14 protein-coding genes are annotated in these 14,535 nt (G+C 65.4%); 9 read left to right on the forward strand and 5 right to left on the reverse strand.

Annotated features, from left to right (window positions below):
* The first annotated feature begins 152 nt into the window (after nucleotides 1–152).
* The 5 genes from fliF to flbD are packed head-to-tail and all read left to right on the forward strand — an operon-like array spanning nucleotide 153 to nucleotide 5,289.
* Complete coding sequence (gene fliF / locus ACSQ3P_RS20240; protein ID WP_436167289.1) at nucleotides 153–1,823, forward strand: flagellar basal-body MS-ring/collar protein FliF; 1,671 nt, start codon at nucleotides 153–155, stop codon at nucleotides 1,821–1,823.
* Nucleotides 1,824–1,837: 14 nt separating this feature from the next.
* Nucleotides 1,838–2,917, forward strand: coding sequence for a flagellar motor switch protein FliG (gene fliG / locus ACSQ3P_RS20245; protein ID WP_436167290.1), 1,080 nt, complete (start codon nucleotides 1,838–1,840; stop codon nucleotides 2,915–2,917).
* 2 nt (nucleotides 2,918–2,919) lie between these two features.
* Nucleotides 2,920–3,519, forward strand: coding sequence for a FliH/SctL family protein (locus ACSQ3P_RS20250; RefSeq protein ID WP_436167291.1), 600 nt, complete (start codon nucleotides 2,920–2,922; stop codon nucleotides 3,517–3,519).
* Nucleotides 3,520–3,529: 10 nt separating this feature from the next.
* A complete protein-coding gene (gene fliN, locus ACSQ3P_RS20255; RefSeq protein WP_436167292.1) occupies nucleotides 3,530–3,880 on the forward strand; it encodes a flagellar motor switch protein FliN in 351 nt (116 codons plus the stop codon).
* 44 nt (nucleotides 3,881–3,924) lie between these two features.
* Nucleotides 3,925–5,289: a sigma-54-dependent transcriptional regulator FlbD gene (gene flbD / locus ACSQ3P_RS20260; RefSeq protein ID WP_436167293.1), complete on the forward strand. Its 1,365-nt coding sequence runs from the start codon at nucleotides 3,925–3,927 to the stop codon at nucleotides 5,287–5,289.
* Between the two features lie 20 nt (nucleotides 5,290–5,309).
* On the opposite strand, the gene ACSQ3P_RS20265 is transcribed toward flbD, so the two are convergent.
* The 3 genes from ACSQ3P_RS20265 to ACSQ3P_RS20275 all read right to left on the reverse strand — a co-directional run bounded on the left by ACSQ3P_RS20265 (nucleotide 5,310) and on the right by ACSQ3P_RS20275 (nucleotide 7,798).
* Nucleotides 5,310–5,606: a hypothetical protein gene (locus ACSQ3P_RS20265; RefSeq protein WP_436167294.1), complete on the reverse strand. Its 297-nt coding sequence runs from the start codon at nucleotides 5,604–5,606 to the stop codon at nucleotides 5,310–5,312.
* Nucleotides 5,607–5,730: 124 nt separating this feature from the next.
* Nucleotides 5,731–7,194, reverse strand: coding sequence for an MFS transporter (locus tag ACSQ3P_RS20270; RefSeq protein ID WP_436167295.1), 1,464 nt, complete (start codon nucleotides 7,192–7,194; stop codon nucleotides 5,731–5,733).
* Nucleotides 7,195–7,312: 118 nt separating this feature from the next.
* Nucleotides 7,313–7,798 carry a hypothetical protein gene (locus ACSQ3P_RS20275; RefSeq protein ID WP_436167296.1) on the reverse strand — a complete coding sequence of 162 codons (486 nt, stop codon included), beginning with the start codon at nucleotides 7,796–7,798 and terminating at the stop codon, nucleotides 7,313–7,315.
* A 91-nt stretch (nucleotides 7,799–7,889) separates the two neighbouring features.
* On the opposite strand from ACSQ3P_RS20275, the gene flhA reads away from it, so the two are divergent.
* From flhA to ACSQ3P_RS20290, 3 genes are all read left to right on the forward strand, one after another.
* Complete coding sequence (gene flhA, locus ACSQ3P_RS20280) at nucleotides 7,890–10,013, forward strand: flagellar biosynthesis protein FlhA (protein WP_436167297.1); 2,124 nt, start codon at nucleotides 7,890–7,892, stop codon at nucleotides 10,011–10,013.
* A gap of 154 nt (nucleotides 10,014–10,167) precedes the next feature.
* Entirely contained in the window at nucleotides 10,168–10,656 is a 489-nt protein-coding gene (locus ACSQ3P_RS20285; RefSeq protein ID WP_436167298.1) for an N-acetyltransferase family protein, read from the forward strand.
* Nucleotides 10,657–10,718: 62 nt separating this feature from the next.
* Nucleotides 10,719–11,624, forward strand: a complete 906-nt coding sequence (locus ACSQ3P_RS20290) for a DMT family transporter (RefSeq protein ID WP_436167299.1) — start codon at nucleotides 10,719–10,721, stop codon at nucleotides 11,622–11,624.
* A 49-nt stretch (nucleotides 11,625–11,673) separates the two neighbouring features.
* On the opposite strand, the gene ACSQ3P_RS20295 is transcribed toward ACSQ3P_RS20290, so the two are convergent.
* Nucleotides 11,674–12,753, reverse strand: a complete 1,080-nt coding sequence (locus tag ACSQ3P_RS20295; protein WP_436167300.1) for a lysylphosphatidylglycerol synthase transmembrane domain-containing protein — start codon at nucleotides 12,751–12,753, stop codon at nucleotides 11,674–11,676.
* Nucleotides 12,754–13,166: 413 nt separating this feature from the next.
* Between ACSQ3P_RS20295 and ACSQ3P_RS20300 the strand changes: the two genes are divergently transcribed.
* Nucleotides 13,167–13,781 carry a GNAT family N-acetyltransferase gene (locus ACSQ3P_RS20300; protein WP_436167301.1) on the forward strand — a complete coding sequence of 205 codons (615 nt, stop codon included), beginning with the start codon at nucleotides 13,167–13,169 and terminating at the stop codon, nucleotides 13,779–13,781.
* 183 nt (nucleotides 13,782–13,964) lie between these two features.
* On the opposite strand, the gene fliJ is transcribed toward ACSQ3P_RS20300, so the two are convergent.
* Nucleotides 13,965–14,375, reverse strand: coding sequence for a flagellar export protein FliJ (fliJ, locus tag ACSQ3P_RS20305; RefSeq protein ID WP_092167381.1), 411 nt, complete (start codon nucleotides 14,373–14,375; stop codon nucleotides 13,965–13,967).
* Nucleotides 14,376–14,535 lie beyond the last annotated feature (160 nt).

The following is a 14,535-nucleotide window of genomic DNA, read 5'->3' on the forward strand; positions in this document are numbered from 1 at the left end:
GTCCGATCGGACCGGCGCCTTTCGCATTTTCGGTGCCTATCGCCATCAATCCACCATTCGTTAACCCGGTGCTAACCATGCACTGGGAAAAACTTGCCTAGTGCGTCGTACCTTGTGTGCGGCGATGTCGGTTTTGTGGAACGGATGGCTGCGTGAACGGCATCGTCGGTCAGTTTACGAAATTCGGAGCGGCGCGCCTGGCGGCGATGCTAGCGGTGACGCTTGGCCTCGTGGGCTTCTTCGGCTTCGTCATGCTGAGGATGTCGCAGCCGGCGATGAGCGTGCTGTTCTCCGACCTGTCGAACCAGGATGTCAGTGCGATCCTGAAGGATCTCGATACACGCGGCATCAAATACGAGCTGCGCGGCGACGGGCAAACCGTGCTGGTCGCCAAGGCCGATGTGCCGCGGCTGCGGCTCGACCTCGCCAGCAAGGGCATCCCGTCCGGCGGCGGCGTCGGCTACGAGATCTTCGACAAGGGCGACGCCTTCTCCTCGACCAGCTTCGTCCAGAATATCAACCATCTGCGCGCGCTAGAGGGTGAACTCTCGCGCACCATCCGCTCGATCAGCCGCGTCCAGGCGGCGCGCGTACATCTCGTCATCCCGGAGAAGCGCCTGTTCGAGCGCGACCGTGAACCGCCGCGCGCCTCGATCGTGCTCAAGCTTGCTGGCGAACTCGACGCCGCGCAGGTGCGCGCCGTGCGCCATCTCGTCTCCTCCGCCGTCGACGGGCTCAAGCCCGAGCGCGTCTCGATCGTCGATGAACGCGGCAGGCTCCTGGCCGACGGCGCCCAGGGCGAGCAAGGGCTTGTCGGGCTTGGCATCGACGAGCGGCAGATGGGGATCGAAAAGCGGGTCAAGACGCAGGTCGAGGATATCGTCGCCAGCGTCGTCGGGCAGGGGCGGGCGCGGGTCCAGGTTTCGGCCACCCTCGACGCCAACCGTATCGAGAGCCGCTCGGAGACCTATGACCCGGAAAGCAAGGTCATCCGTTCCAGCCAGAACCGCACCGAGAATTCGACGACGACCGATGGCGCGAACGGGGCCGTCACGGTCGGCAACGAACTGCCCGGAGCCCAGGCGGGGCAGGGCACCCAGCAGAATCAGAAGGACGCCTCCTCGAAGAACGAGGAAGTGGTCAATTACGAAATCTCGCGCACGACTCGCACCGAGGTGCTGGAGGGCGGGCGCGTCAAGCGGCTCTCGGTCGCGGTGCTGGTCGATGGAAACTACAGCCGCAACGGCACCGAAGTCGCCTATCAGCCGCGCAGCGGCGAGGAACTGGACCGGATCGGTCAGCTGGTGCGCATGGCGATGGGCTATGACGAGGCGCGCGGCGACAAGGTCGAGGTCATCAATCTGCGCTTCGCTGAAGCGCCGCAGGCGATTGTCGAGCTGCCCGAACAATCCTTGATGCAGCAGCTGCTCTCCTTCACCAAGGAGGATCTGATCCGCTTCGCCGAACTCGGCGTCATCTCGCTGCTGACGCTGATCGTGCTGATGGTGGTGGTGCGGCCGCTGCTGAAGCAGGCGCTCGCGCCCGATCCGGGCGTGGTGCGGCCCATCCCGAGCTTCATGCGCGACGGTTTGGCCCTGGCCGACGGCACCGGCGACCCTGCGAGCTCGCGCTCCGGGATGGGCCCGGACGGCTCGCGCGATATGGAGGTCGAGGCGCCGTCCGAGCGCATGCTCGCGGTTGCGCAGATCAAGGGACAGCTCAAGGCTCAGTCCGTCGAGAAGATCGGCGCGCTGGTGTCGCAGAACCCCGCCGACTCGGTCGCGGTGCTGCGCGGCTGGATTCATGAGAAGTCCGCGGCATGACGGGTCTTTGAGCCATGGCCGCTGAACGTTCCATCGCCACGCGCAACTCCGGCAACCGGGATAGCGAAGCCGCGAGCTATGGCGGCGTAACCACGATTGCGGAGATGAATGGGCCGCAGCGCGCCGCGGTGATCCTGCTCGTGCTCGGGGAGGATCATGGCCGCACGATCTGGCAGGAGTTCGATGATGAGGAGATCCGCATCATCACCCGCGCCATGGCCGAGCTCGGGACGGTCGACGCCGACGAGGTCGAGCGGCTGATGTTGGACTTCGTCGGCCGGCTGTCGAGTGCGGGTGCCGTTACGGGCTCGTTCGACCGGACGATCTCGCTCTTGGAGAAGATCCTGCCGAGCGATCAGGTCGCCCTGATCATGGAGGAGATCCGCGGGCCGGCCGGCCGCAACATGTGGCAGAAGCTCGGCAATATCGATGCGGTCGTGCTCGCGAACTTCCTCAAGAACGAATATCCCCAGACGATCGCGGTCATCCTTTCGAAGATCAGGGCGGAGCACGCCGCGAATGTTCTGCGCAACCTGCCCAACGAACTCTCGATCGACGTCGTCAGCCGCATGCTGCGCATGGAATCGGTGCAGAAGGAGGCGCTCGACCATATCGAGAATACGCTGCGTACCGAATTCGTCTCGACCTTGACGCAAACCCGCCGGCGCGACCCGCATGAGATGATGGCGGAGATCTTCAACGGCTTCGACCGCCAGACCGAGATTCGCTTCCTCGCGGCGCTCGACGATTCCAACCAGGAATCGGCCGCCCGCATCAGGGCGCTGATGTTCACCTTCGAGGATCTCGGCAAGCTCGATCCCGCCGCGCTGCAGACGCTGATGCGGCAGGTCGACAAGGACACGCTCGCGCGGGCGCTCAAGGGCGCGAGCGAGGACATGCGCAACTTCTTCTTCGGTGCGATGTCGCAGCGCGCCACCAAGAACATGCAGGACGACATGCAGGGCCTTGGCCCCTTGCGCCTCAAGGAGGTCGACGAGGCGCAGGCCAAGATGGTGGCCTTGACCAAGGAGCTCGCCGACAAGGGCGAGATCGTCCTGGCCAAGGGCAACTCCGAAGACGAACTGGTTTATTGATGATGCGTAGCGCCACGAAATTCACGTTTGGCACCGATTTCCGCGAGGGCGGCCGGCGGGCCGCCGGCGAGGCGGATCTCGCCGCGGCGAAGTCCGAGGCGTTCCGCGCGGGCGAGGCCCAGGCGCGACGCGACGCCGAGGGACAGCTCAACGGCATGGTCAGCCAGCTCGCCCGCACGGCCGAGCGCCTGCTCGCCCAGGAGGACGCCCGCACCGCTGCGATCGAGGCGCAGGCCGCCCATATCGCCATCGCCACGGCCAAGGCGCTGGCGGGCGCGGCGCTCGCCGAGAAGCCGCTGGCCGAGATCGAGCACGCCGTACGCGAATGCCTTTCGCATGCGCGGCTGGCACCACACCTCGTCTTGCGGGTGAACGACAGCGCGGCGGAGGCCGTGGAAGCGTTGATCGCTCGCCTGGCGCGGGAGAGCGGCTTCGCCGGGCGTCTCGTCGTGCTCGGCGAGCCTGAGATCGCGCCCGGCGACGGGCGCATCGAATGGGCCGATGGCGGCTTCGTGATCGACGCGCAGCGTCTGTCGCAACTGGTCGAGCAGGCTGTGACGGGCGTTTTCGGCCATGCCGGTCCGCGCAGCCTTGCCGAGTGAGGACACCAAGATGAGCCAAGGCAACGACTTGAACCTGCCACCACTGAACCCGGCCGACCTCTCCTTCGATCACGAGACGCCCTCGGTGGCGCGCTCTGGGCCGGTACCGGTCAAGACCGCCGAGGATCTGGAGCAGGTCTTCGACGTACCGGTCACGGTCTCGGCGGTGCTGGGCTCGTCGCGGATCGCGGTCGGCGACCTGCTGCAAATCGTGCCAGGCGCCGTACTCGAACTCGACCGGCGCGTCGGCGAGGCCATCGACATCTTCGTCAACGAGCGGCTGGTCGCGCGCGGGGAGGTCGTCGTGGTCGAGGACCGGCTCGGCGTCACCATGACCGAAATCATCAAGGCCGACCGGTGAAGACCGGCCGCCCCATCACGCTCTCATACGGAAAGGCCTGAGCCATGCGCCTCATCATCGTCGGCGGTCTCAAGGGGCAGATCATCGCGGCCGCCCGGATCGCGATCGCGCATGGCGCGAGCGTCACGCATACGGAGAGCCTCGACCAGACGCTCGCCGTGCTGCGCGCCAAGGGCGCGGATCTGCTGATGATCGACGTCGCGCAGCCGATCGCGAAATATGTCGCGGCGCTGGAGGCCGAGCGCATCCGCACGCCGATCGTCGCCTGCGGTACCTCGACCGATGCGCGCGCCGCCGTCGCCGCGATCCAGGCCGGGGCGCGCGAATATGTGCCGCTGCCGCCCGATCCCGAACTGATCGCTGCCGTGCTGGAGGCCGTCGCGGCTGATCAGTCGAGCCTGATCTGGCGCGATCCGGCGATGGAGCGCGTCGTCCTGCTCGCGGCCCAGATCGCCCGCTCGGATGCCCCCGTGCTGGTCACCGGAGAAAGCGGCACCGGCAAGGAGGTGATCGCGCGCCATCTGCACCAGAAGTCGCTGCGCAAGGACAAGCCTTTTGTGGCCGTGAACTGCGCTGCCATTCCCGACAACCTGCTCGAATCGGAGCTGTTCGGGCATGAGAAGGGCGCCTTCACCGGCGCGGTGGCGCGACGCATCGGCAAATTCGAAGAGGCGAGCGGCGGCACGCTGCTGCTCGACGAAATTTCCGAGATGGATGTGCGGCTGCAGGCCAAGCTGCTGCGCGCCTTGCAGGAGCGCATGATCGACCGTGTCGGCGGCACGCAGCCGGTCAGGGTCGATCTTCGCATCATCGCGACCTCGAACCGCAATCTGGGCGATGCTGTCCGCGAAGGTTCGTTCCGCGAGGACCTGTTCTACCGGCTGAACGTGGTGCACTTGCGCCTGCCGGCGCTACGCGAGCGGCCGGCCGATATCCTGGCGCTCGCCGACCATTTCACCAAGAAATATGCCGAGATCAACGGCTTGCCGCTACGGCCGCTGGCGAGCGACGCGCGCAAGCTCCTGCTGACCAATTCATGGCGGGGCAATGTGCGCGAACTGGAGAATACGATCCACCGCGCCGTGCTGTTGGCGCAGGGGCCCGAAATCGGCACCGAAGCCGTGATGACGCCGGAGGGCGAGACGTTAGGCCCCGCCAGCGGCAGGGACCCGGCGGCGCGCGCGGCGCAGACGGCGGAGGCGGTGACGCGCTCGCTCGTCGGTCACACGGTCGCCGATGTCGAGCGTGAGCTCATTCTCGACACCTTGGACCACTGCCTCGGGAACCGCACGCATGCGGCCAAGATTCTGGGGATCTCGATCCGGACGCTGCGCAACAAGCTGAGCGAATACGGAGCGGCCGGCATCGCCGTCGCCGAGCCGGGCCAGGCGCGCGTTAGCGCGGCCTGACCCGCTCCCGTCAGCTCAGATCACCAGCGGCGATAGCGGCGATAGTAGCGCGGCCGGCGGTAATAGCGCGGGCGATAATAATACCGCGGACGGGCATAATAGCGCGGCCGGCGGTAGTAATAATACTGGCTGAACTCGGCGTCGGTCTTGTCCAGGCCATCCTTCGTCTCGGCGGCGATCTGGTCGTCGGCCTTGGCCGGCTGCGGTTCCGGCATTGGGGCGGGCTTGGGCTGGGCGGCTTCCGCGACAGCCATACCGCCGAGACTGGCCGCGGCCATCCCGCCGATCAGCGTCATGATGAATGAGCGTCTATCCACGACATCCTCCGAAGACTGGTTTTCCATTCCCTATTCGTGCCCGCATCACAGCGCGCAATCGGGACTGAAAGATAACGCATTTTCGTGGTCTGTGTTCCTATTCTTCAAATTTCTCTGATCATGGCTAAAGCGGCTCGGGAGCGGGCTCGTCGACCGCGTTGAGAGGGCGAGTAACGTCTTCCAGCGATCTGCGCTCGGCGCGGACCGCGAAAAGCGCAGCTATCAAGGCCGCGGCCAGCATCAGGGCGGCGCCGAACAAGTAGCCGCCGAAGACGCTCAGGCGCGAGCCGGTGTCGATCAGCGCGCCGAACAGCCAGGGGCCGGCGACGCCGCCGATGCCGGTGCCCACGGCATAGAAGGCGGCGATCGCCAAGGCGCGCATCTCGACCGGGAAGGTCTCGCTGACGGTGAGATAGGCAGAGCTCGCGGCGGTGGAGGCGAAGAAAAAGACAACGCTCCAGCAGGCCGTCAATTGCGCGGCGCTGACGAGGTCGCGCCAGAACAGATAACCCGTCACAGCCAGCAGCAGGCCCGACATCGCATAGGTGAAGGCGATCATCCGCCGCCGCCCGAGGGTGTCGAAGAGGCGGCCCAGGATGATCGGCCCGAGCACGTTGCCCGCCGCGAAGGGCAGGATGAACCAGCCGATCGCCTGCGAGGGCACCGCGTAGAAATCCGTCAGGATCAGCGCATAGGTGAAGAAGATCGCATTGTAGAAGAACGCCTGCGCGGCCATCAGCGCCAGCCCCACCAATGCCCGCTGCCGGTGCCTGACGAACAGCGCGTGGAAGACCTCCCGAAGCGGGGTCGCGGCGCGCGGATGCAGGTGGATCTTCGGCAGGACCTCGTCAGGGCTGTCGGAGACCCCGGCGCGCCGTTCGATCCCGGCGACGATCATGGCGGCCTCATTCGGGCGGCCATGGCTGATCAGCCAACGTGGACTCTCCGGTATCCATTGCCTGAGGACGAGGATGATGAGGCCGAGAGCCGCGCCGATGAAGAAGGCGAGCCGCCAGCCCAGTTCGGGATCGATGACTGCAGGATCGAGCAGGATAATCGCGCCGACCGCGCCGAGCGCCGCACCGATCCAGAACGAACCGTTGATCACGAGATCGACCCAGCCGCGCATCCGCGCCGGAACGAGCTCCTGGATGGTCGAATTGATGGCCGTATATTCGCCGCCGATGCCCATGCCGGTGAAGAAGCGGAAGATGATGAAGCTGGCAAAGTTCCAGGAGAAGGCGGTTGCCGCCGTCGCGACGAGATAGACCAGGAGCGTGATCGTGAAGAGTCGTTTGCGGCCAAGCCGGTCGGTCAGCCAGCCGAAGAGGAGCGCGCCGAGGACTGCGCCTGCAAGATAGGCTGCCCCGGCGATGCCGATCTCGGTGTTGCTGAAGCGTAGCGTCGGGCTTTGCTTCAGCGCGCCGGAGACCGAGCCGGCGAGCGTGACCTCGAGCCCGTCGAGGATCCAGGTGACGCCGAGCGCCACCACCACCAGCGTATGGAACCGCGACCAGGGCAGGCGGTCGAGCCGGGCCGGGATATCGGTCGAGATCGTCGGCCGCAAAGCCGTATCCGGCGCTGTCATGCCGGCATCCTCCCGATTGTCGCGAGGCTGCTCTCGGTCGAGCGGCCTCTTTATGAAAAAGGCGGCGCCTTGCAGGCGCCGCCTCGTTGGCCCGGGCGCTTGGGCCCGGGCGCAGATGTCAGCGCACGTAGATCGGGCGTCGGCGAACGACGCGATGCGGGCGCCGGACGATGACGGGCCGGCGCACAATGACTGGACGGCGATGGCGAGGGACGAAGGGCCGGTGCGGGCGATGGCGCCCGACATACTGGGTGAACTCAGCCTCGGTGTTATCGAGCGCGGTCTTGCTCGCGATGTCGATCTCATCGGTCGCCGGCACGGCCGGGGCAATCTCCGGCTTGCGCGAAGCGGGTTGCGCGGAGGCAGCTTGCGCAATCGCGGTGCCGCCCAGGCTCGCGGCAGCTAGGCCGCCGAAAATGCTCATCACAAAGGAACGTCTATCCAAGTCTTTCTCCAATATCTGCGGTCTTGCGAAACCAGTTTTGTCGACCCGCACCAAGTTACGCGGCGCAATGCGGCGATAACGCGGCAGTTCGATAACGGCCTGTTCAGGGAAAGGTTCCCGGGGCAGTTTTTCCGGCTGTCTTAACCACTCGTTCACCATGTACCCGGCAAGAATTGCCGGGTTATGCCTCTGTCGGGGCGTATGTCCGCATGCGGACGGGTTCGCCGTGGCGACGGGAGTGGGTTGGTCGATGACCGATGTGACGGCAGGCCAAGGCGGCGGCTTCAACATGCCGACCCGCGGCGCGATGGGGAAGCTCCTCAACCGGCCGGACCTGTTCCTGGCGATCGGCGTCATGGGCATCCTGGTGGTGCTCATCTTCCCGCTGCCGGCGCTCCTGCTCGACCTTTTGCTGGCGCTTTCGATCATCCTGTCGGTGCTGGTTTTGATGACGGCGCTGTTCATCGAGGAGCCGCTGGAGTTCTCGGCCTTCCCGACGGTGCTGCTGATCGTCACCATGTTCCGATTGGCGCTCAACCTGGCCTCGACGCGCCTGATCCTGGCGCATGGGCATGAGGGCGCCGCGGCGGCGGGCCATGTCATCGAGGCCTTCGCCAATTTCGTGATGAGCGGCAATTTCGTGATCGGGGTGATCGTCTTCACCATCCTGATCATCGTCAACTTCGTCGTCATCACCAAGGGTTCGGGCCGTATCGCCGAGGTTGCGGCGCGCTTCGCGCTCGATGCCATGCCGGGCAAGCAGATGGCGATCGATGCGGATCTCTCGGCCGGGTTGATCGACCAGGAGGTCGCGAAGGTCCGGCGCAAGGCGCTGGAGGACGAGGCGAACTTCTTCGGTTCGATGGACGGCGCCTCCAAATTCGTGCGCGGCGACGCCATCGCGGCGCTGCTGATTACCTTCATCAACGTGCTCGGCGGCATCATCATCGGCGTCGCGCAGCAAGGCATGAGCTTCGGCGCGGCCGCCCACAACTACACCCAGCTCACGGTCGGCGACGGTCTCGTCAGCCAGATCCCGGCGCTGATCGTCTCGACCGCTGCGGGCCTTCTGGTCTCCAAATCGGGCGTGCGCGGCGCCGCCGACAAGGCGCTCGGCAAGCAGCTCTCAGGCTACCCCAAGGCGCTCGGCATGTCGGCGGCGGTGATGCTGCTGATTGCGATCCTGCCGGGCATTCCGATGTTGCCCTTCCTCGTGCTCGCCGGCGGTTCGGCCTGGCTTGCGTTTCATTTCGGCAAGCTCGCCAAGACCAAGCAGGCAGACGAGGAGGTCGCGGCGCAGGCTGCCTCGCCGCTCTCCGCCGACGGCACGCCGAAGGAGGAGACGCTCAACGACCTGCTCAAGCTCGACGAGCTCAAGATCGAGATCGGTTACGGCCTCCTGCCGCTGGTCAATGCGGCGGGCGGGCAGGACAGGCTGACGGACCAGGTCCGCGCGCTGCGGCGCCAGCTCGCGGCCGAGCTCGGCTTCGTCATGCCGGCAGTGCGCATCGTCGACAACGTCCAGCTCGAGGCGAACTACTACTACATCAAGATCAAGGAGATCGATGCCGGGCACGGTATCGTCTATGCCGGCCAGTACATGGCCATGGACCCGATGGGTGGCGCGGTGAACCTGCCCGGCCATAATGTCCTGGAGCCGACCTTCGGCCTGCCCGCGACCTGGATCGATGCCGCCTTGCAGGACGAGGCGCAATTGCGCGGCTTCACCGTGGTGGACGCCGCGACCGTGATCTCGACGCATCTCACCGAGGTGCTGAAATCGAACATGCCCGAGCTGCTTTCGCATGGCGAGGTGCAGAAGCTGCTGCGCGAGCTGCAGAAGGACCATGCCGACCTGCTCAAGGAGATCGTGCCGAGCCAGATCTCGACCACGGGCATCCAGCGCGTGCTGCAATTGCTCCTGGCGGAACGCGTCTCGATCCGCGATCTCGCCACCATCATCGAGGGCATCGCGGAAGTCGCCGGCAGCATCAAGAATCCGCGCGACATCGCCGAGCATGTCCGCACACGCCTTGCCCGTCAGATCTGCGCGCAGTTCTCCAACGGCCAGGGCAATCTGCCGATCATCACGCTCTCCTCGGCCTGGGAGAGCATCTTCGCCGAATCGATCATCGGCCAGGGCGAGGAGCGCCATCTCGCCATGCAGCCCTCGCGGCTGCAGGAATTCGTGCGCCATGTCCGCGACAAGTTCGAGGAGGCGGCGCGCATCGGCGAGATGCCGGCACTCGTCACCTCCGGACTGGCGCGGCCCTTCGCGCGCCAGATCATCGAGCGCTTCCGCAGGGAGACGCCGGTGCTCTCGCAGGCCGAGATCCATCCCCGCGTCAGGCTGAAGACGGTCGGCAGCGTCTGAGGCGGCTGTCGGCGACACCGCTCTATCGCCTGACCCTGCTCGGGCTTGCCTCCTGCAACTCACATCCCGGCCGCATGCGCCCAGCAAGCTTGACGCCTGATTGTCCACTATAATAGTATATTATACTCTATAGTGGACGATTGGGAACGCGAGCATGAGCATCCGACCGGCCCTTGCGGCCGACCTGCCGGCAATCCTGGCGATCTACAACGCCGTGATCGCGACCTCGACCGCCGTCTACACGGAGACGCCGGCGACCTTGGAGGATCGGCAGGCCTGGTTCGCGGCGCGGAGCGAGCAGGGCTATCCGGTGCTGGTTGCCGATGAAGGCGGCGAAGCTGTCGGCTACGCCACCTTCGGCGATTTCCGGGCCTGGCCGGGCTATCGCCATACCGTCGAGCACAGCGTCCATATCCGCGCCGACAGGCAGGGCAGGGGGCTCGGCAAGGACCTGGTCTCGGCGCTGTTCCCCTATGCCGCCGGGCTCGGCAAGCATGTGGTGATCGCGGGTATCGACGCGGCGAACGAAGCGTCGCTGCGGATGCATGAGCGCCTCGGCTTCACCCAGGCGGGGCGTTTCAACCAGGTTGGGCGCAAATTCGACCGCTGGCTCGACCTCGTCTTCCTGCAGCGTTTCCTATGACGGATCTGCGCAGCGGTGCTGGGGCCCTCATCGCGCAGGCCTCGATTGAGGCGCGGGGCCGCGTGGCCAGGCACCCATACCTATCCCTCAACGTTTTTCTCTTCGTCGCGATGTGCCTGGCCTGGGGCCTGACCTTCCTGCCGGTCAAGATCGCGGTAGTGCATGTGCCTCCGATCTTCCTGGCGGCGGCACGCTTCAGTCTTGCCGGCCTGCTGCTGCTCGCCTGGGCCGGGCGTGACGCGTTCAAGGTTCCGGCGCAGGCATGGCTGCGGCTCGTCGGCACGGGGCTGCTGGTCAATAGCTGCAATTACGCCTTGCTGTTCTGGGGCATGGCGCATGCACCCTCGGGGCTCGCGGCGATCATCAATATGGCGACGATCCCGATCTATACGGTGCTGGCGAGCCGCGTGATCGAGGGGCATCCCATCAGCGAGCGCCGCATCGCGGCGGTCGCGCTCGGGGCGGTCGGGCTCGGCTTCCTGTTCGCGACGCGGGCGCTAGGGGGCTTGAGCGCGGCGAAGGGCGATGGGCTGGAATTCTGGGGCCTGGCGGCGATTGCACTGGGCACGTTCTGCCATTGCGTCGGGGCGGTGCTGAGCCGCAAGATCGCCGGCACGATGCCGACCCTGACGCTGGCGGGGTGGCAGACCGCGATTGGCGCGCTCGGGTTGATTTTGCTCTCATTCGCGCTCGAGCCCGTCAGCGGCGCGCATCTGCGCGCGCTCGTGGAATGGCCGACGGCGCCGGCGCTCGCCTTCGTCGTCATCGTCGGCTCGCTGATCGGCTTCACCATCTTTCTGAGGCTGTTGCGCGATTGGGGCGCGTTCTACGCCGGGCTCTTCGCCTTCGTCAGCCCGGTCATCGCGGTGGGCGCTGGCGTAGCAGCGCTTGGCGAGCCCTTCGGATGGCCCGAGGCGGTCGGCGCGCTCCTGATGTTCGGCGCGGCGGCGATCGCACTCAGGAAATAGCCCGGCCAGCCTTCGCCTGGAGCAATGTCCTCGAAAACGCTCTGGAGCCTCAAACGATCGGTGGGTCGGCGCTTCGGGCCTTGGCATCGGCCTGCGCGACCGCGACCGCCAATTTGTGTTTTTTGAGTTGGGAGCGCTCGAAGGCGAGCACCACCGGCAGCGACACGACCAGCGGCAGAATGAGGTAGAACAGCCGCCAGATCAAAAGCGCGGCGAAGACGGCCGGGGCCGGCACGCCCGGCATCACAGCGAGGAAGACCGCCTCCATCACGCCGACGCCGCCCGGCACCTGGCTCAGCAGCCCGGCCGAGAAGGACAGCAGGAAGGCACCCAGCACGATCATGAAGCCCGGATTGCCCTGGTCTGGCAGGGCGAAATAGATGATGCCGGCCGCACCGGCGAGCTCCAGCGGCGCCGCCAGATATTGGCGCGCGACGATCGGCAGGCGCGGATAGATCAGTTCGAACTTGCCGATCTTGAACGGCTTGAACTTCAGCCAGGAGCCGAGCGTGTAGAGCACGACGAAGCCGAGCATGCCGAAGCCGATCAATCGTGCCGTCTGATCGCCGATCGCGAAGCGCGTCGAGAGCCGCGTCAGGGGGCGCAGGATTTCCGGCTCGATCACCAGGACGAGCCCGAGCAGCAGGATCGTGCCGAACGCGAAGGTGAAGGAGCACAGCGCCACCAGCACCGCGACCTCGGCGGCTGTCAGTCCCTTGGCCGTATAGGCCCGGAATCGCACCATGCCGCCGGAGAAGACCGACGCGCCGATATTGTGGGACAGCGCATAGGTGACGAAGGAACACAGCGAGATATAGGGCCAGGAGATGCCTTTCTCCTTGCCGATATGGATGAGCGCGATGCGGTCATACCAGGCGAGCGCAGCATAGGCGACGAGGGTGGCGAGCGCGGCATGCAGGAAGGCGTCAGGCGAGATCAGGCCGATCTTCTGGCCGATGCGGATCGCGACGATCTTGATGTTGTCCCAGAGGTTGCCTTGCTCCAGCAGGGCCTGGATCGCAGCGTCCGTGCCGGCCTCGGTCTTGAGCTTCTCCCAGAGCAGGTCGACCGACCAGACGACCGCGACAAGCCCGATGATCGGCCAGAGATAGTCGAGATACTTTTTCATGGGACCCGCAGCTGCGAGGAGACGAAAAGCCATAGATACGCCATCGATCGCACATGCGGGAAACACGCGAGCCGGGGGCTTGCGTCTTCTCTGCCAGCGGTCGCGCGCGAGGGCAAGCGGCGCATGGCTGGATGCCCCTTTGGGAGCGGATTGGGCGCTAGAGCCGGATGATTTCAGATGGAATTACGAAGTGATCCCATCTGAAATCTGAATCCGTCTCTCATCAAAGAGTTAGAGCAGGATCAATGCGAAAAACCGGTTCCCACTTTTTCGCATCCTGCTCTTGCGGCCGGCTCATGTGCTGATCATGGCGATGGCTCTTGTGTCGCGGGCGAAATCCCCCGACCCTGCCGCCGCGATCATGTCATGATCGCGGCATTGCCCATCCCGCCTCGTCGCATCAAGAAGCCAGCATGTCCGAAAGCCTTTCCATCAGCCTGACCGGCATCACCGACCTGCCGCCGGGCAAGATCGCCGCCATCGTCACCTCGCTCGAAATGTTCGAGGCCCCGCCGCCACGCTCCGACCCGCCTGGCATGGCGGGGTTCGCGCTCGATTCGATCGGGCGCGAGGATGTCGCCCGCTATCTCGCGATCTACCGCGCACTGGGCGAACGCTGGATGTGGTTCAGCCGGCTGGTCAAGCCGGTGGCGGAGCTCCAGGCGATCCTGGCCGATCCAGCAGTGGAGTTTTTCGCCGTCCGGCATGATGGCCGCGATGTCGGCTTGCTCGAACTGGATTTCCGCGTGCCGGGCGAAGGCGAGCTCGCCTTTTTCGGCCTCGATGAGAGCGTGATCGGGCGCGGCGCCGGGCGCTGGCTGATGAACCGTGCCCTCGCCAAGGCCTGGGCGAAGCCGATCGGCCGTTTCTGGGTGCACACCTGCACGCTGGACCACCAGGGTGCGCCGGAGTTCTATCAGCGCTCCGGCTTCACCGTGTTCAAGCGCAGCGTCGAGGTCGATGACGATCCGCGGCTGCACGGCCATATGCGGCGCGATAGCGTACCGCATCATCCGGTCATCGCCTGAATCGAACGAAGCCCTCATTCCGGCGAGAGCGAGCCATGCTCACCTCTCGCCGGAATGAGGGCTGATCGTTGCGGGTTTGGCTCAGAGCGTTTTCGAGCGAAGTGGCTACCGGTTCGCGTGAAGGAAACGCGTTAAAACAAAGACCTGGAGCAATTGAACGATCCAATTGGATCGGAAATTGCTCTAGGCGCCGGCGCGGGCGCGCAGTCCGATCGAGTCCATCATCGCCTGATCGCGGGCGGCCTCGGCGGCGCGCTCGGTGGCACGTTCGCGATCGTCGAGGATCTCGACCTTCTTCATGTCCTCGAAGGCTTCCTGCAATTCGGCCTTGGCCTCATCGAGCTGACCCTTCAGGTTATCGGCCGACTGACGCAGGTTGTCGCGACGGCCGAGAGCCGCTTTGGCATAGGTCGGGTAGGCGAAATGCGCCGGATCGGAAATTCCGGCCCGGGTTTCTTCGCTCTGGATCTCGCGATCCAGATCGGTCGCCATCCGATGAAACTCGGCGATCATCATCTCAATCTGGCTAACCCGGCGGCGCTTTTCGTCCACCTGGAAGCGTTTGAGACGCAAAAGGGTCTCTCGCGACTTCATGTTGTGTCCAACTCCTGATTACGCTTGGTCGCGCGCCGACCCCTCGACACGCAACCGGAACTCCATCCGCGAGACAAAAAGCACAATGGGGCAAGGAGGTTGACCGTTCCTTACCGAAATCGGTTGCTTTGCGTGCATGTTGAGACCGCGTCGCGGCCTC

This window comes from Allobosea sp. LjRoot9, from assembly GCF_964252745.1.
GTDB lineage: Bacteria > Pseudomonadota > Alphaproteobacteria > Rhizobiales > Beijerinckiaceae > Allobosea.

Coding starts and splice junctions, on each gene's coding strand:
- fliN (WP_436167292.1), top strand. CDS start 3,530: ATGAGCCAAGGCAACGACTTGAACCTGCCACCACTGAACCCGGCCGAC.
- fliJ (WP_092167381.1), bottom strand. CDS start 14,375: ATGAAGTCGCGAGAGACCCTTTTGCGTCTCAAACGCTTCCAGGTGGAC.
- flhA (WP_436167297.1), top strand. CDS start 7,890: ATGACCGATGTGACGGCAGGCCAAGGCGGCGGCTTCAACATGCCGACC.
- ACSQ3P_RS20275 (WP_436167296.1), bottom strand. CDS start 7,798: ATGGTGAACGAGTGGTTAAGACAGCCGGAAAAACTGCCCCGGGAACCT.
- ACSQ3P_RS20300 (WP_436167301.1), top strand. CDS start 13,167: ATGTCCGAAAGCCTTTCCATCAGCCTGACCGGCATCACCGACCTGCCG.
- ACSQ3P_RS20250 (WP_436167291.1), top strand. CDS start 2,920: ATGCGTAGCGCCACGAAATTCACGTTTGGCACCGATTTCCGCGAGGGC.
- flbD (WP_436167293.1), top strand. CDS start 3,925: ATGCGCCTCATCATCGTCGGCGGTCTCAAGGGGCAGATCATCGCGGCC.
- ACSQ3P_RS20295 (WP_436167300.1), bottom strand. CDS start 12,753: ATGAAAAAGTATCTCGACTATCTCTGGCCGATCATCGGGCTTGTCGCG.
- ACSQ3P_RS20285 (WP_436167298.1), top strand. CDS start 10,168: ATGAGCATCCGACCGGCCCTTGCGGCCGACCTGCCGGCAATCCTGGCG.
- ACSQ3P_RS20270 (WP_436167295.1), bottom strand. CDS start 7,194: ATGACAGCGCCGGATACGGCTTTGCGGCCGACGATCTCGACCGATATC.
- fliG (WP_436167290.1), top strand. CDS start 1,838: ATGGCCGCTGAACGTTCCATCGCCACGCGCAACTCCGGCAACCGGGAT.